The sequence below is a fragment of the Rufibacter sp. JT20002 genome, from assembly GCF_056491185.1.
Map to the genome: position 1 here is coordinate 1,783,273 of NZ_JBSZJY010000001.1, position 14,804 is coordinate 1,798,076.

General features: G+C 50.5%; 19 protein-coding genes. 6 read left to right on the plus strand and 13 right to left on the minus strand.

Features of this window, described 5'->3' with window-relative positions; genetic code table 11:
- Window positions 1–86: 86 nt before the first annotated feature.
- The gene (locus ACW9SV_RS07025; RefSeq protein WP_479556029.1) at window positions 87–1,229 is read right to left on the minus strand and encodes a putative sensor domain DACNV-containing protein; all 1,143 of its coding nucleotides are present in this window, start codon (window positions 1,227–1,229) and stop codon (window positions 87–89) included.
- A gap of 418 nt (window positions 1,230–1,647) precedes the next feature.
- Here ACW9SV_RS07025 and ACW9SV_RS07030 point away from each other — a divergent pair, with 418 nt between their 5' ends.
- Both ACW9SV_RS07030 and ACW9SV_RS07035 read left to right on the plus strand, forming a co-directional pair.
- A complete protein-coding gene (locus ACW9SV_RS07030; protein WP_479556030.1) occupies window positions 1,648–1,893 on the plus strand; it encodes a hypothetical protein in 246 nt (81 codons plus the stop codon).
- Window positions 1,894–1,905: 12 nt separating this feature from the next.
- Complete coding sequence (locus ACW9SV_RS07035) at window positions 1,906–2,520, plus strand: DNA/RNA non-specific endonuclease (protein WP_479556515.1); 615 nt, start codon at window positions 1,906–1,908, stop codon at window positions 2,518–2,520.
- Window positions 2,521–2,772: 252 nt separating this feature from the next.
- On the opposite strand, the gene ACW9SV_RS07040 is transcribed toward ACW9SV_RS07035, so the two are convergent.
- Window positions 2,773–3,048 carry a hypothetical protein gene (locus tag ACW9SV_RS07040; protein WP_479556031.1) on the minus strand — a complete coding sequence of 92 codons (276 nt, stop codon included), beginning with the start codon at window positions 3,046–3,048 and terminating at the stop codon, window positions 2,773–2,775.
- A gap of 130 nt (window positions 3,049–3,178) precedes the next feature.
- Between ACW9SV_RS07040 and ACW9SV_RS07045 the strand changes: the two genes are divergently transcribed.
- Complete coding sequence (locus tag ACW9SV_RS07045; RefSeq protein WP_479556032.1) at window positions 3,179–3,304, plus strand: hypothetical protein; 126 nt, start codon at window positions 3,179–3,181, stop codon at window positions 3,302–3,304.
- A 167-nt stretch (window positions 3,305–3,471) separates the two neighbouring features.
- Here the strand turns inward: ACW9SV_RS07045 and ACW9SV_RS07050 are convergent, their stop codons facing one another.
- The 4 genes from ACW9SV_RS07050 to ACW9SV_RS07065 form a co-directional block, all read right to left on the minus strand.
- Window positions 3,472–3,699 carry a hypothetical protein gene (locus tag ACW9SV_RS07050; protein WP_479556033.1) on the minus strand — a complete coding sequence of 76 codons (228 nt, stop codon included), beginning with the start codon at window positions 3,697–3,699 and terminating at the stop codon, window positions 3,472–3,474.
- On the minus strand, window positions 3,696–4,064 hold the full coding sequence (locus tag ACW9SV_RS07055) for a hypothetical protein (RefSeq protein ID WP_479556034.1): 369 nt from the start codon (window positions 4,062–4,064) through the stop codon (window positions 3,696–3,698). Before ACW9SV_RS07055 ends, ACW9SV_RS07050 begins: the two co-directional genes overlap by 4 nt.
- A gap of 2 nt (window positions 4,065–4,066) precedes the next feature.
- Entirely contained in the window at window positions 4,067–4,840 is a 774-nt protein-coding gene (locus ACW9SV_RS07060) for a metallophosphoesterase family protein (protein ID WP_479556035.1), read from the minus strand.
- 642 nt (window positions 4,841–5,482) lie between these two features.
- Entirely contained in the window at window positions 5,483–6,571 is a 1,089-nt protein-coding gene (locus ACW9SV_RS07065; protein WP_479556036.1) for a DnaJ domain-containing protein, read from the minus strand.
- Window positions 6,572–6,810: 239 nt separating this feature from the next.
- On the opposite strand from ACW9SV_RS07065, the gene ACW9SV_RS07070 reads away from it, so the two are divergent.
- Genes ACW9SV_RS07070 through ACW9SV_RS07080 form a run of 3 tightly spaced genes read left to right on the plus strand, consistent with a single transcriptional unit; the run spans window position 6,811 to window position 8,589 of the window.
- A complete protein-coding gene (locus ACW9SV_RS07070; RefSeq protein ID WP_479556037.1) occupies window positions 6,811–7,182 on the plus strand; it encodes a phage holin family protein in 372 nt (123 codons plus the stop codon).
- Window positions 7,183–7,196: 14 nt separating this feature from the next.
- Window positions 7,197–7,850 carry a hypothetical protein gene (locus ACW9SV_RS07075; protein WP_479556038.1) on the plus strand — a complete coding sequence of 218 codons (654 nt, stop codon included), beginning with the start codon at window positions 7,197–7,199 and terminating at the stop codon, window positions 7,848–7,850.
- A complete protein-coding gene (locus ACW9SV_RS07080; RefSeq protein WP_479556039.1) occupies window positions 7,810–8,589 on the plus strand; it encodes a geranylgeranylglyceryl/heptaprenylglyceryl phosphate synthase in 780 nt (259 codons plus the stop codon). The genes ACW9SV_RS07075 and ACW9SV_RS07080 overlap by 41 nt, the downstream gene beginning before the upstream one ends.
- Window positions 8,590–8,685: 96 nt before the next feature.
- On the opposite strand, the gene ACW9SV_RS07085 is transcribed toward ACW9SV_RS07080, so the two are convergent.
- The 7 genes from ACW9SV_RS07085 to panC all read right to left on the minus strand — a co-directional run bounded on the left by ACW9SV_RS07085 (window position 8,686) and on the right by panC (window position 14,741).
- Window positions 8,686–9,606 (minus strand): helix-turn-helix domain-containing protein, encoded by a 921-nt coding sequence (locus ACW9SV_RS07085; protein WP_479556040.1) that lies wholly within the window; start codon window positions 9,604–9,606, stop codon window positions 8,686–8,688.
- Window positions 9,607–9,774: 168 nt separating this feature from the next.
- Window positions 9,775–10,914, minus strand: a complete 1,140-nt coding sequence (locus ACW9SV_RS07090; RefSeq protein WP_479556041.1) for an acyl-CoA dehydrogenase — start codon at window positions 10,912–10,914, stop codon at window positions 9,775–9,777.
- Window positions 10,915–11,135: 221 nt separating this feature from the next.
- Window positions 11,136–11,816: a zinc metallopeptidase gene (locus ACW9SV_RS07095; RefSeq protein WP_479556042.1), complete on the minus strand. Its 681-nt coding sequence runs from the start codon at window positions 11,814–11,816 to the stop codon at window positions 11,136–11,138.
- Window positions 11,817–11,835: 19 nt separating this feature from the next.
- Window positions 11,836–12,336, minus strand: coding sequence for a D-glycero-beta-D-manno-heptose 1-phosphate adenylyltransferase (gene rfaE2, locus ACW9SV_RS07100; protein WP_479556043.1), 501 nt, complete (start codon window positions 12,334–12,336; stop codon window positions 11,836–11,838).
- A 106-nt stretch (window positions 12,337–12,442) separates the two neighbouring features.
- Window positions 12,443–13,456: a lysylphosphatidylglycerol synthase transmembrane domain-containing protein gene (locus ACW9SV_RS07105; protein ID WP_479556044.1), complete on the minus strand. Its 1,014-nt coding sequence runs from the start codon at window positions 13,454–13,456 to the stop codon at window positions 12,443–12,445.
- Window positions 13,457–13,466: 10 nt separating this feature from the next.
- Entirely contained in the window at window positions 13,467–13,814 is a 348-nt protein-coding gene (gene panD, locus ACW9SV_RS07110) for an aspartate 1-decarboxylase (protein WP_479556045.1), read from the minus strand.
- 87 nt (window positions 13,815–13,901) lie between these two features.
- Window positions 13,902–14,741, minus strand: coding sequence for a pantoate--beta-alanine ligase (gene panC / locus ACW9SV_RS07115; RefSeq protein WP_479556046.1), 840 nt, complete (start codon window positions 14,739–14,741; stop codon window positions 13,902–13,904).
- Between the last annotated feature and the right edge of the window lie 63 nt (window positions 14,742–14,804).

Consider the following 14,804-nt stretch of genomic DNA (forward strand, 5'->3'; position numbering starts at 1 on the left):
CTAGTTTCAAGGAGTATCAAATGAATATGAACTGCGCCAAGGCTTACTTGATTCAGAGTTGTTTCCAGTAATCAGCCCCAAAACACCTACAACAACAAGGAATCTACCCGATGCGCGTGGACCATCATCTCGCAGGGAGACCAGCTGAAGATGGTAAAGCGGCCGTCTTGGGAAGCGACCAGGGCAATGGCGTCACGTTGGTCGTGCACGAATTGGGCGGCCGAGAGGTGACGGGTTCCGCCGTTTTGGGTAGGGTGCAGGATAACGGGCTCGTTGCCTACTACAGGCTCGGTCACTACAATCTGCTCGGCTAGCTCATTCCCATCTGACCGGATGATTTTCGCGCCAAACGCCAGCAGTTCATGCCGGTCGTTGATAATGGTGGCGCCATCTACGGCGGTAAGGCCTGCCAGTCCGTCTATCTCGCGGCGCATGGCTCCCTGCCACAAGCTGAGATCACGGTTTTCCTTTTCCTGCTGCATCAGCTCGGTCAGGGCCGAGAACGCTGGCGCGATGGCGTACGGCAAGGGGTGAATAATGGACTCCTGCCATCTCTGGCTTCCGGCCGGCACCACCAACAGCGTGCCGCCCCTGCCATGCGCCCGCATAGACACGGCTAGCTGCACCAACACATTCACCGAGTTGTTCCAGGAGGCAGGCGCCGTAAAACCCATCAAGGACGTAACCACTTCGGGGCAGTCAGGGAGACTGTCGCTGTCTTCGTCAATGATTTTAATGACATCGCCTTTGAGCACCGCCACGTTCGCAAACTTCCCAAAGCCGGTAGACCGGCGGTGCTTGACCACCAAAAGCCCGGGTTCAGAAACATCCAGCACGAAGCAGAAACTAAGGATCTCGCGGGTAGTGCCCCACATGTACAACTCGCCGCGGTCTTGCCACACCCCAATATGAATACCGGGCCGCTCTACGCCGGGTGCCAGTTTGGTGAGGTTCTGGGAGGTAAGCGGCAGACGCTGGGCAAACAAGAGCGGCTTCCCGGCTTGCTCAGGGGGGATAAAAGCCAGGGATATGCGGGGAGACTGCCCCTCTTCCTTCCGTAGGCTGGCCCAAAACGCCGCATCAATCAAGGCTTCTATCACCTTCATGGAAGGGGCAGGAGCCACATTTAACGCCCCCTTCTCCCTCGCCTCGGTCTGATGTTGGGCAAAATGGCTTTCTATGACAGGGGCCACCGTTTTGGCGGCAGCGTAGGTGGTTTTTCGGGTCATGGACAGAGTAGTTCTTCGCTAATAGGAAGCAGCGGTTACAAGGCTGTTTCCCTCCCCTGTTATTTTCATTTGGCTGCTCTGCAGGAGTGTTCAGCCAGCCGGAGGGGGTACCGCGCTTTCAAATTCTAACTTACATTTAGTTTTGCTGAGTACAAGCCTTGAAACTAAAATGTTTCGGGGTGTGCGGGAGAGGAAGGCGTTGGTACGCGTCAGAACAGTATCCTTCATGATACTTCACAGAGACAGCACCCTGTTTCAGGCTTGGTTCTTCTAAACTAACCACAAAACACCTTTGTTTCCCTTTCCTGCCTTCCTGGTTAGTTCACAATTTTTTAACACTTAATATTCCAATTCACTTTGTTGCTTGTCACGCATCTAAGCCTATCTTGCTTCAAATAATCAAACTAACCAAACCTTCATGAAAAACCTTTACCGCCCTCTGCTGCTGGCATTGCTTCTGGGCTTTGGTACCTCCTGTTCTGTAGAAGAGGTAGAGCCTAACCAAACCCTCAGCCAAACGGCTATCAGCAACGCCACCGCTACTAAAGACAGCCACCTAGCCATGGGTAACCCCAGCGCCGCTGGTACCAGTTACAGCAATTACCTGGTGAGCAAACCGCAGTACGTGATGTCTTACAACAGCTACCGAGGTACGCCCAACTAGGTAAGCTGGCACCTGAGCAGTGCCTGGGTAGGCAGCACTCCCCGCCAGGACGATTTCAGGGCAGACACCTCTCTTCCTAGCGCCTTCTACAAAGTGCAATCTTCTGACTACACCGGCAGCGGCTTTGACCGGGGCCACAACTGCCCCTCGGCGGACCGTACGCTTACGGTGACTGACAACTCCGCTACGTTCCTGATGTCGAACATGATTCCGCAGGCCGGACCAAACAACCAGCAGACCTGGGCGAACCTGGAGAACTACTGCCGCACTTTGATTAATGCGGGCAACGAGCTGTACATTATCATGGGAAGCTATGGCGTGGGCGGAACGGGTCTTAACGGCTATAAAGAGACTCTGGCTGCCGGGAAAGTAACGGTGCCCAACCGCATCTGGAAAGTGATAGTAGTGCTTCCTAACGGTTCCAGCGACGTAAGCCGCGTAACTACCAGCACCCGGGTTATTGCAGTCAACACCCCTAACACCACCAGCATCAGCAGTTCCTGGGGCACCTACCGCACCACCGTTGATGCCATTGAAGCCGCCACTGGCTACAACATTCTTTCAAACGTTCCTTCTACCATCCAGAGCACTATTGAGGCTCGGGTAGACAACGGCCCAACCCAGTAACCTTTTCTGCCGGAGCGGAGACCAAACGGCTAGCTGCTTTGCTTTCGCTCCGGTTTCTTTTAAACAGAGTACAACCTGTTACAAGAGTATTTGGATAGATAACTTAGGTTGATAACAAGGTTGAGGGCGGCTTTGACCTAGGCTCTAGCAATGTGAGCAAGGAAATGGGCGTTCGAGGAAATACCAGTTTGAGCTAAGCGGGAAGTACTAAGCTGGAGGCATAAGCGAAGCAAATCGCCTTAAAAGATGAGGTTACTTTTCTTCGTGTAGTAGTTCTTGCACTAGCTTCTCCATAGAGGTGGTTTTCAAATAGGGATCCAGTTGCTCTTGCGAGGTGAACGTACGCACCATGCCAATACTGCCACAATGCTCCAAAAGCCAAACCTCGGCGTAGAAGGTACCCATGAAATAGAGGCTGATGTGGCACCAGCCCTTTATGCGCGCGTGCAGATAGCGTCCGGTATCTTGCACACATTTAATCTGATCAGATAGGGGCAATTGGCTAAATTCCTTCACTTTAATTTCCATCGCTGCATTGGCCTTAATGTTCTCTCATACGCTCCATAACCCCGCTTTAGTGCTTAAGATACCGTTTTTTTATTTAAGGAGACAGAAAAGGCAGCATAATCCCCCACCTTTTTTCACAGCAAGGCCCCATTTGTCTGACCTCCCTGCTTTGACCCTGCTTCCTGAAAACGGCCCCGAAACGCACGTCCGCTTTGCCTTGCAGCGCTATTCCGTCATGGAAAGGCTTTCCCCGTCCACTGATTCACACAGCATCTAGAACGAGAGCATTCTGCCAAGAGTTTGTGTCTACCTTAATTGTTTAATATACTTCTTGCCTGGGTTCAATTTTAAGCTCATTTTTCTTAAAAAGGCCTTAAAACAACCTCCTTACGCATAAAGCTGAGGAAGAAACTCCCCCAGAGCTGTTGCAGAAAATTTTTCGTCTTAAAGCCGCATTTTTGCCCCCAGAGCCAGGTGGAAGATTTTGCCCGGGCTCAGGTAACGCGGGTTTTGCACATACGAGACCAGGTACTCTCCCAGGGTGCCCACTTCATAGTACCCACTAAACCGGTTCAACTGCTTTACCCTGGTAAGATTCACCTGCCCGCCACCAAAGAAGTAGAGGTGCAGCGCCGTGGAGAAACGGTAGTAACTGTTGGGGTAACGGCTCACGTACCGCTCTGAGGAAAATAATCACCTCCAAACGTATAACTCACCTGCATGCCGGTGGTGAAAGCGTACCAGTCCACGGCTTTGATTCTGATGGGCTTAAAGGGCAGCAACGTCGACTTAACGGCCACCGTGAGAAGATGGTCTCCCCCAATTTTCTTAGGCAAATACCCCAAAGAAAGGTCCGTCTCCAGCCTCCGATTGAATGATTGTCGGCCGATGCCGCCGGAGATCAAGCCTATCTCGCCGGCATACTGGACTTTCGCGTAGTAGGGCGAGAGTTCTTTTTCTGGGGTTTGGCTGTATCCAGAGGTAGAACCCAGGAGAATGAACCCCAAGGTGAGCAGAGTAAACGTAATGCGTTTCATCTCTAGTAGCTTATTTGTTCTACGGCGTACCCTTTGTCCCAGACCTTCAGGAAGGTAAACCCACGTTTCTTCACGGTGGTGGTCACGTGGTAGAGAATGTCATCATCATAGGTAGTTTCTGAGCTCCAGCCATGCCGATGCCCGTGCAAACTCAAAGATACCTTGGCGCTGTTGGAAAGCACCTGGTGGAAAGGCATCTCCAGAACCGGGTCAAAATCAGAGTCAAAAGGCGGGATGTGCGACACCACGATGGCTTGGCTCCAGGTTTCATCTACCTCAGGGCGCAGCTCTTCCGCTAGCCAGTCCAGATCTGGAACATTCCCGTTGAATCCGTACTCGCGGCTGTTGGTGTCCAGGAAAACAAACTTGGTATGGCCGTGGATGAAAGTGTAATTCAGGTCTCCGTACATCTGCTGGTACACCTTGCGCGCATTGCCCAGCATGTCATGGTTCCCGATGACGGTCAGGTAGGGCCATTTGAGGTCTTTCAGGATGTCGTGTACCCACTGGAACTCCTTTGACATGCCAAAGTCAGAGATATCGCCTAAGTGAATCACAAAATCTATGTCAGAAAAGGAGTTGGCGGCCTGCACAAAGTCCACGGTCTCGTCATAAAAGCGCTGCGTGTCGCCCATCACCAGAAGGCGCAACGTATCTTTTACCGGCTGCCGGGCTATGCGTTGCAGGTTCAACGCGGTGAGGTTCTTCTCGTCGCTTTTCAGCCGGATTTGGTTGGGGTGGTACTCAAAAAGCTCCTCGCAGGAAACCAGGAACAAACCAGGAACAATAGAAAGGGGAATAAAATGGGTAAGCGTTTCATCATAGTAAGCGGAAAACTAAAAAGATAGGGGCTTCTTAGCGGTTTGGTTTGCGGAAGGCAGGTTACCTCTTTCCGCAGCATAGGAGGATGCCACTCACGGGAAATGGCAAGGTCAGTTTTCATGTGTTCTCCGGATGAAGCCGGGCAGTTCCCGAACCCTGAAGAACGGCGGGTTAAAACCAGGACACTGGGCCTTGGTTCAAAATCCACTCTAGGCCTGGCCCGAGCTGGACATCAAAGACGAAAGATGCATTTCTACCGTTTGCAACGTATTTGTTTGCAAAGACTACATTTCTTAATGACAACCTAATGGCAGGCTACCCCATACCATCTAAAGGTTCTGGCCCTTAGAAAACAGGGGCTTGCACAACGAAACAAAGGTAAAAGGAGTCATCACTTTTTAACCATAAAAGGAGAGCTTGTTCACCAATCATAGTAGGTATCTTTCAGGAAAGCACTCTGTTGGTTTCAAGGGAGCCAGCCCTCTTTTAGGGGTCTTTTCCGGAAAACAACGCTGAAACAGGCGGGAGCCACGGCAAGCGCTCCCGGCAGGGGAATCAATCATAGAACAGAGCTGCCGCCCTGCTTTACCTATTGTTTACGGCTGACACTGAAAAGAAGCATCCTGAGAGGCCATTTTAAAACCTAGTTGGGCTGCTTTCGCTAGCAAGGCACACCCCTGTCCTGTGTTTCCCCGGGCCTGCTGTATCTTGGCTTGTAGGTAGAACGCTTTGGCGTTGGTAGGGGCTTGCCGCAAAGCCTGTTCGGTATCCGCCCAGGCTTTCTGCAGCTCCTGCATCCTGAAATAAGCGAAAGCCCGGTACAGGAGGGCCTCTGTGGCAAGTTCCGAAGGTTTGGAGGCTTTCTGCAGGTAGGTGCTGATGTCAGAGGCGGCGGCTTTCCAGTCGTCTTCCAGTTGCAGGTGCACAATCCCTCTGTCCAAGTAGGCCACGGCCAGAGCTTTGTCCATGGCAATGGCTTTGTTTAGATCCTGGATGGCCTTTTGATATTGCTTTGTCTGCAAATAGCCTTTCCCGCGGGCGGCGTACCAGGCAGCTAATGGCTTTTCGCTTTCTTTTAAGACAATGGTGTAGTCCAGGATGGCGCCTTCAGGGTTTTTCAGGTGCATCAACCGGAGGGCTCCGCGCCGGACGAGGGCCTCCTCTAAGGTGGGTTTGTAGTCCAGAGCAACGGAATAGGCGCTATCGGCCTGTTTCCAGAGGCGTTGCTTTTCGGCTTGCCGCGCCTGGTCCATGGCCCTACCCGAGGCAATTTTCTCCCAACCAAAGCTAATGCCCAGTACCAGCAACACCGCAAGCACCACCACGCCCACCACAATCTGCAGATCACGTCTGGAGAAATGGGTGTGCTGCTTGGGCCGTTCGCGGTAATGCCGCTCCGCAAAACCGGCGGGGTTGCGGGTCTGGTGGTACCTGGGGTTGGCGTACGCCTGGGCCTGGCGCCGCTGCTGTTCGTACTGCAGCTGCAGGTCAAGAGCGGCGCGTCGTCTGGGGTTTGACAGTATCTGGTAAGCCGAGTTCACCAACTTGAAGCGCTCCTCAGCGTGCGGGTTGTGCGGGTTCTTGTCTGGGTGTAGCTTCAAGGCCAGGCGCTTGTACGCCGCTTTGATCTCGGCGGGGGTAGCCGTGGACGAGACTCCTAAGATATGGTAGTAGTTCTTGCTCAAAGGGTAAGGGACGGGCTTGTCCTGCGCAAAAATACGAGATCATGGGTCTGCGCGGGTACACTGAAGTTACGTTTTTGCCTTATTTTCTTTTAAACGGCCTCAAATCGGCGGCAGATATCCTACTGGTTTGGTTATCCGTAAGAAGTCTAATTCCGTATGGATTTCTGAGGAAACTAATTTTTGGAATATTTTCCTCAGATGTTCCGTATATCTCCTACGCACCATCAACTAAAACACACATGGCAACCGAAGACAAAAGTAAAACGGACAGCATCATAGCCAACCTCATGGGGTACATAGATACCCGCATTGACCTGGTGAAACTTGATCTGCAAACCAAGCTGAAGAGCATCTTTGTGAGCACCGTGCACGGGGTGTTACTGGGCCTGGTAGGGCTTATGGTGCTGTTGTTCCTCAACGTGTTTATTGCCATGTTGCTGAATGATCTGCTTGACAGCCGCTACTGGGGCTTCGGGATAGTCACACTTTTTTATCTTATCTTGCTCGTCATTTTACTGGTGGGGCTGGACAAGAAGGTATTCCAAGGAATGGCAGACAAAGCCTTCCGGAATACGATTTACAAGACTGATGAATCTGACCAAACCATCTAACTATATCTGCTGCCATGAGCGAACTAAACAATCCGCTTTTTGATGACCCGCGCGAGTTTCTGGAACGTCAAAAAGAAGAGTATAAGAATGCCTTACTCAGCGATGTCACTGACCTGAAAGACCAGTCTCAGCAAATTGGGAAAAGCGTAGCCATAGCCGGCGGCGTTGTGGCGGGCATCTACCTATTGAGCAAGGCCTTTGGCCGGGGGAAAGAAGCAAAACCCAAAAAGAAGAAAAGCAACCGACTGGAGCACCCTGCCCGGTTTAAAGGAGCCGAGGACCGCGCCTGGATCTCGTCTATTCCGGAGGTGGAAGACGATGAGCCGCTTTACAGCGCCATTGAGCGCACGTACCCGGCGTTTTACCACCCCAACACCGGAACGGTAGCTGCCACTCCGCGCCGCTCTAAAGCCAAGCAGGAAACTTCTGGCCTCAAAGCGTTCTTCCAGTCAGATTTATTTAAGATATTGGAGCAGCAGTTAGCGGCCTTGCTGATGGTGTACCTCACCAAATTGATTGAGCAACACCTGCAGACTCCAGCTAACTCTGCGCAACCTAATTTAACGCAACCCCTTCTGGTGGAAGAATCCACTGTTGAATACGAGTTACAGCCTGACCCCACCACGAATGCCCAAACACCTCCATCAGCACCTATTTCCCACGTTTAATACCTCAGGCGCCGCCAACCGACCTAAACGGCTGGCGGTGCTTCTGGACCCAGACCACCTCACCGTTGCCCGCTGCCAGGAGATCCTGACGCTGAGCCACCGGAACGAGGTGGATTTCTTTTTCATGGGTGGCAGCCTGATCTCTAACCCAGACCAGGCTTCCTTTGTAGGGTATATCAAGCAGCACAGTTCTATCCCGGTTATCCTGTTCCCCAGCAGCGGCCTTTACATAGATGCTCAGGCAGACGGCATGCTGCTGCTCTCGCTTATCTCGGGCCGTAACCCTGACTTCCTGATTGGCCAACACGTTGCGGCGGCCCCCCTGCTGAAAAACAGCGGCCTGCCCCTGTACCCTACCGGCTACATGCTCATTGACTCAGGGCGCCAGACCACGGCCTCTTACATGAGTGGCACCACGCCTATTCCGCATGACAAGCCGGCCATTGCCGCCTGCACTTCGCTGGCCGGACAAATGCTGGGCTTGCAGTATATGTATCTAGACGGAGGCAGCGGGGCCATGTACCCGGTGAGCCCGGCCATGATTCAGGCGGTGCGTGAAGCGGTTTCTGTGCCCATTATTGTGGGAGGCGGCGTAAACACCACCGAGAAAGCCGAAGCTGCCTGGAAAGCCGGTGCTGATATTCTGGTGGTGGGCAACCACATTGAAAAGAGCCCGCACTTCATCTCAGAAGTAAGCGAAGTGAAGCAGCGTTTCAACGTGGCGCTTCCGCAGGAGTAAGTTCACGAGCGCTTTCAGTTTACATTTCTAAAACAAGCTATAAAACAGAAAAGCCCGCTTTTGGCGGGCTTTTCCTATTCTTGGCATGGACGCTGATTACACGTTCATAGAAGACTCACGGCGGCGCATTTTTCCGGCCGGAATCCCAAACATCATCTTAAAGCGACGGCAGAAGTACGCAGTATCTTTGTATCCCACGTCTTTTCCAATCTCTCTGATGCTTTTCTTGGTAGTGCGCAGCAAGAATACGGCACGCTCCATGCGCTGGTATTCAATGTAATCCTGCGGGTTGATACCAGTCAGCATCTTGAAGTACTGGCCTACATAGTCCTCAGATACGTTGGCCACGTTGCTAAGCACTTTGTTTGACAGGTCGCCACCTAGGTTTTCTTTGATGTAGTTAAACAGGTCAATAAGGCGCGGATCCTTGAAGTACGTGCTGTTGGTAGCCAATTGCTCCACAAACATCTTGTTCTTCAAAATGTAACGGATCAATTCTACTACCATCTGCTCTGTGTAAAGGCTAATGATACGCTCTTTACCAGGCAGATCCTGCATGCTCTCTTCTACAATCTTAATTACCAGCGTAGCCAGCTTATTGCTGGTTATCACAAACGCCGGTACCTCCAAAGAGGTGAAGAAGTTCACAGAGTCAAATACCTTGGCTTCAAAGCTCACAAAGCTGTGACTGTCGTCTGCTTCCCCAATCAGGTCAAGGTCGTTGTTGCTTTTGAAAAACTTATCTTTTGTAGTGATATAGTCATCATTGGAGATTACCCTACTCTCGGTATCGCCATAATAAAGCTTGGTACTCCGCCCTCCGGGGATGAAGAGCAATTGCCCCTCTTCCGCCACTTGTTTATCGTCTCCGAAAGCAACAATACCGTTGTGTACTAATATCAGGTTGTTTCCAACATCATAGTAGTTACGCACGGTGAGTGGCTGCTGCAACATCAGGTTTTTTGCCTTGATGTAGCGCACTTTCAGCGACTCTATAATTTTATTGTAATCTTCCATGTAAGGGAACTTGTTAAAGGGTTTTAACTTATGTTGATTTTTTAAGTTGTCTGTCGGTTTAAAATTAGTACTTATCTTTTAAGTTATCAAACAAAAAAGGTATATATTTATAAACAGACAAATACTATATACTTAAAATTCCACATTAAACGTTATTTAACCACTTTTCTATTTCAATATTTCCCTTGAGATTACTATTTTCTGAATTTCGGATGTACCCTCGTAAATTTGCGTGATTTTGGCATCGCGCATTAATCGCTCTACGTGATATTCTTTCACAAACCCGTACCCGCCATGTATTTGTACGGCTTCTACGGTGGTGTCCATGGCTACTTTTGAGGCGAAAAGCTTGGCCATTGCCCCTGATTTTGAGTAGTCGCGCTGGGCATCTTTATCAGCTGCCGCTTGCAGGCAAAGCAGCCGGGCGGCGTCAATGTTAGTAGCCATATCTGCCAGCTTGAACTGGATGGATTGGTGCTGTGAAATAGGCACACCAAACGCTTTCCGCTCCTTAGAATACTTCAACGCCAACTCATAGGCACCAGAGGCAATCCCCAAGGCTTGGGAAGCAATCCCGATACGGCCGCCATTGAGCGTAGACATGGCAAACTTGAAGCCAAACCCATCCTCGCCAATGCGATTCTCCTTTGGAACCTTAACGTCTGTAAACATCAGAGAGTGTGTGTCTGACCCTCTAATTCCTAATTTATTTTCTTTAGGTCCAATTTCAAAGCCTGGCATTCCTTTCTCCACAATCAAAGCATTGATGCCCTTGTGGCGTAACTCTGGGTTGGTCTGCGCAATCACCAGGTACACTGAGGCCGTGCTGCCGTTAGTGATCCAGTTCTTGGTACCGTTAAGCAGGTAATGATCGCCCATGTCTTCCGCAGTGGTCCGCTGCATGGTGGCATCTGAACCTGCCTCTGGCTCAGAAAGACAGAAAGCACCAATGATCTCTCCCGAAGCCAAACGTGGCAGGTATTTTTGCTTCTGCTCCTCGTTCCCGTACTTCTCAAGCCCCCAGCAAACAAGCGAGTTATTCACTGACATCACCACTGAGGCGGAGGCGTCTACCTTGGAGATCTCTTCCATGGCCAGTACATAAGAAACGGTGTCCATTCCGCCGCCGCCGTACTTGGGGTCTACCATCATGCCCAGAAATCCCAGTTCACCCATCATCCTGATCTGCTCGGTTGGGAACTTCTGATGCTCATCCCGCTCTATTACGCCTGGCAACAATTCTGTCTGGGCAAAGTCGCGGGCAGCTTCCTGCACAGCCAAATGTTCTTCGGTTAATTTAAAGTCCATGTTATGTGTTAATTATGACTACCTATCGTGTGTTATTCAATAAACAAAAATACGTAAAAAATAGTATGCAAGCAGCTTACTATTGCAAAGGGCCTAACAAAACTAACAAATGTTAGCTTTTAAACAACTGTCTTAAAACTGAGGATTCGTTAAAAAAGATACAATAAAAAAGAGGACAACAGCTGTTGTCCTCTTTTTACATATAACTGACTTAAAGGTTCCTAGTCTCTCCGGCCGGTTAGCAAGGAGGCATAGTAAAGCAACGTAGCCAAAGAGCCAATTGCCGCCACCACATACGTCATAGCCGCCCACTTCAAAGCATCTTTGGCCATGCCATGCTCTTGGGTAGTCACTACTCCTCTGGTGTCCATCCAGGCCAAAGCCCGCTTGCTCGCGTCAAACTCCACGGGCAGGGTGATGAAACTGAATAAGGTAGTTAAGGCAAACAAGGCAACACCCACTGCCAACGGAATAGGAGTAGATTGAATCATCAGCACTCCTATTAACAAAATCCATTGCATGTACCGGCTCGCCACGCTCAAGGCAGGCACCATGGCCGAACGGAACTTCAGGAACGTATAGGCTTTGGCGTGCTGCACGGCGTGCCCGCATTCGTGCGCCGCTACAGCCGCGGCTGCCGCGCTACGGCCTTCGTACACACCCTCGCTTAGGTTCACGGTCTTATCTGCCGGATTGTAGTGGTCCGTTAACCGACCGGGAGTTGAAATCACGCGCACATCGGTGATCCCGTTATCGGCTAGCATCATCTCCGCTATCTCACGGCCACTAAGCCCCGCCCGCAGCCCAAGCTTGGAGTATTTCTCAAACTTGCTTTTCAACGTCCAGCTGACCAAAGCTGAGGCCAGCATCATCGCAATCATTATTATCCAAATACCGCCCATTTCTTTCTTTCTTTTAAGGTTAACAATGTTGGTCTCCCAGGATTTTACGCACCACCTGTGAAGTAGAATACCCCTTCACCAGCGGAATTGTTTTCACGGCACCTCCTCTTGCTAAAACCACGTCATGTCCCACAATGTTCTCAAGGGCATAATCGTCGCCTTTCACCAGCACGTCTGGCTCTACCGCGGTAATTAATTCCAGTGGGGTTTCCTGGTCAAACAACACTACAGCATCTGTAAACCAAAAGGATGCCATAACCCTTATACGTGACATTTCGTCTTGTAATGGCCTGGATGGGCCTTTTATTCTACTGACAGATTGGTCAGTATTCAGGCCTACCACCAGCTTATTCCCTAGCAACCGGGCCCTCTCCAAATAGTCTACATGGCCTACGTGCACAATATCAAAGCACCCATTGGTGAACACGATTTTCTGGCCTTGTGCCCGCCACTCCTGCACCTTGGATAAAAGTTGGTCAAGCGATACAATTTTCTCTTGGGAAGGAAGCATTTGATTCATGAAGGTAAGATTTAGGAGGACAGGCGTTCTAAGCCCGTTTTAAGCAAAACGGGCAAAAAGGACTTCGGTTTCTTGTCTATTTTAAGGAAAACAGGCCCAAAGCAGCTTACGCGACTTGTTGTGCCGGTTGTTTGTTGGATTGGGCAAGGCTGGCCACCAAACTGATGCCACCCATGAGCACCACCAACAGAGCTCCGGTGGTATGAGTGATAAGGGCATAGGCCATACCTTTGTCTAAGGGCACCGCATACAGCAGAAGCGCCGTTCTGACCAAGATGTGATATACTCCAATGCCTCCTTGCACGGGCGCCGACATCCCCAGGCCGCCTACCACTAAAATAGCCAGACCCGCTTGCCACGAAAGTCCCTCGGTACTGGGCAAGGCAAAGAAAGCAAGGTAACTGGTGAGGTAGTAGGTTACCCAAATGAAAAGAGTATGGAAGATGAAAGCTCCTTTTTGCTCCATTCTTCCTATGCTGAAGATCCCCTGCCAAAGCCCCCGCACAAAATCGCTTACCTTTTTGAAGAAGGCATTTTCCCGCAACCTGGCAATGTTCTTATAGATATACCAAGCCATAATCACGGTCCCGATGACCAGCACTGCCCCCAATAAGTAAAGCGTTTGCAGGTTTTGCTGAAGGCCGGAGAATTTCTCAGAGAAAATACCTAAGAAGAAGTCCTTCAGCCTTTCAAACTCTAACAGAAGGGTGCACCCCATACACAGAAGCAGCATCACTAGATCAATGACCCGCTCTGTAATGACAGTCCCTAAAGAGACATTGACCGGCACATTTGCCGAGCGCTTCAGCAACGTGCACCTAATCAACTCGCCTGCGCGCGGCAGGACAATGTTTGCCAGATACCCTACCATTAAGGCATGATAGGTCTGTTGGGTTGTAGGTTTGAAGCCTAAAGGCTCATATTGCATTCTCCAGCGGATGGCCCTGCTTAGGTACCCGGCAATGGACAAAAGCAGAGTAAGCCCAATCCAGGTATAATCTGCTTGGGCCAACTCTGCCTTTACCGCGGAAAAGTTAATACTGCGTAGCGCATACGCCATCAAGAAAACCGAAACTGCCAGCAGCAACAGGTACTTAACAACGTTTAGGGTTTTCTTCATGCCGCTACGTCTATACTAACCGGTTGTGCTGGTCCGGGAAAATAACGGTGGGTTCATGCGAACGGGCGTCCGCAAAATTGATCAGGGCATAGGAAATAATGATAATCACATCTCCTACCTGCACCTTGCGGGCTGCAGGCCCATTCAGGCAAATCATGCCGCTGCCCCGCTCCCCTTTGATGATGTAGGTTTCAAACCGCTCTCCATTGTTCACGTTCACAATGGTCACCTTCTCATGGGGAACCATGTTGGCCGCATCCAGTAGATCTTCGTCTATGGTAATGCTTCCCACATAATGCAACTCGGCCTGTGTTACCTTAGCCCGGTGTATCTTGGATTTAAGAACTTCAATCTGCATCAAAATAATCTAAAAACGCACAAAGTTAGAGATTATTTATGAGACAAGCAGATAGTTCAATAACTGGTTTTATTGATGTTATTCTATCTACAGCAGCATATTGTCAATCAGGCGCACCTCTCCCAGGAAAGCGGCCAGGCAAAGAGCCGCCGGCACCTTCTCTGACACTTCGGACAATGGCTGCAATGTTTGGGCGTTCACTACCTCTAGGTACTCTAATTGAATCTCGGGGAACTGCAGCAGATAAGCTTCTGCGTTTCTTTTTGCCTCCTCTACGGTGGCAGAGGCTAGTTTTTGGTGTACAAGCTGCAGGGCTTTATATAATTGTGGAGCCACCTGCCGCTGCTCTGGGTTTAAGCGCCGGTTTCTGGAAGACATGGCCAAACCATCTTCTTCCCGTATGATGGGGAAACAAACCAAATCCAGATCAAAGCTCAGGTCAAGCACCAGCTGCTGGATGATGGCAAACTGCTGCAGGTCTTTCTGCCCAAAAAAGGCTTGATGCGGCTTAACCAGGTGAAATAGCTTGCTCACCACGGTGGCTACCCCATTAAAGTGCCCCGGCCGATGCGCGCCCTCCATTACCCGCTCCAACTCGCCAAAGTCAAAGGAAAGCCTCGCCTTTTGCCTGTACATTTCCTCGGCCGTAGGGGCGAACAGAATATCACACCCTTCCTGGTCCAGCATAAAGGCATCGGCCTCCAGCAGCCTTGGATACAGGCGATAGTCTTCTGCGTTATTAAACTGCACTGGGTTCACAAACACGCTACAAACTGTGACGTCATTCTGGCTTTTAGCGGCCCTTAACAAAGACAAATGGCCTTCATGCAAAGCGCCCATGGTAGGCACAAAACCAATGCGTTTGCCTTGCTGGCGAAGCAACTCTGTGTGCTGCCGGATATCTGATAAAGAAGAAAGCTGCAACATGGAGGGCTGCGGATTTATATATTCTATTGGCAAAAGACGCCAAAGGTATGATTTAAATCAAAT

Coding starts and splice junctions, on each gene's coding strand:
- panD (WP_479556045.1), bottom strand. CDS start 13,814: ATGCAGATTGAAGTTCTTAAATCCAAGATACACCGGGCTAAGGTAACA.
- panC (WP_479556046.1), bottom strand. CDS start 14,741: ATGTTGCAGCTTTCTTCTTTATCAGATATCCGGCAGCACACAGAGTTG.
- ACW9SV_RS07075 (WP_479556038.1), top strand. CDS start 7,197: ATGAGCGAACTAAACAATCCGCTTTTTGATGACCCGCGCGAGTTTCTG.
- rfaE2 (WP_479556043.1), bottom strand. CDS start 12,336: ATGAATCAAATGCTTCCTTCCCAAGAGAAAATTGTATCGCTTGACCAA.
- ACW9SV_RS07040 (WP_479556031.1), bottom strand. CDS start 3,048: ATGGAAATTAAAGTGAAGGAATTTAGCCAATTGCCCCTATCTGATCAG.
- ACW9SV_RS07085 (WP_479556040.1), bottom strand. CDS start 9,606: ATGGAAGATTACAATAAAATTATAGAGTCGCTGAAAGTGCGCTACATC.
- ACW9SV_RS07080 (WP_479556039.1), top strand. CDS start 7,810: ATGCCCAAACACCTCCATCAGCACCTATTTCCCACGTTTAATACCTCA.
- ACW9SV_RS07055 (WP_479556034.1), bottom strand. CDS start 4,064: ATGAAACGCATTACGTTTACTCTGCTCACCTTGGGGTTCATTCTCCTG.
- ACW9SV_RS07105 (WP_479556044.1), bottom strand. CDS start 13,456: ATGAAGAAAACCCTAAACGTTGTTAAGTACCTGTTGCTGCTGGCAGTT.
- ACW9SV_RS07030 (WP_479556030.1), top strand. CDS start 1,648: ATGAAAAACCTTTACCGCCCTCTGCTGCTGGCATTGCTTCTGGGCTTT.
- ACW9SV_RS07025 (WP_479556029.1), bottom strand. CDS start 1,229: ATGACCCGAAAAACCACCTACGCTGCCGCCAAAACGGTGGCCCCTGTC.
- ACW9SV_RS07090 (WP_479556041.1), bottom strand. CDS start 10,914: ATGGACTTTAAATTAACCGAAGAACATTTGGCTGTGCAGGAAGCTGCC.
- ACW9SV_RS07070 (WP_479556037.1), top strand. CDS start 6,811: ATGGCAACCGAAGACAAAAGTAAAACGGACAGCATCATAGCCAACCTC.
- ACW9SV_RS07095 (WP_479556042.1), bottom strand. CDS start 11,816: ATGGGCGGTATTTGGATAATAATGATTGCGATGATGCTGGCCTCAGCT.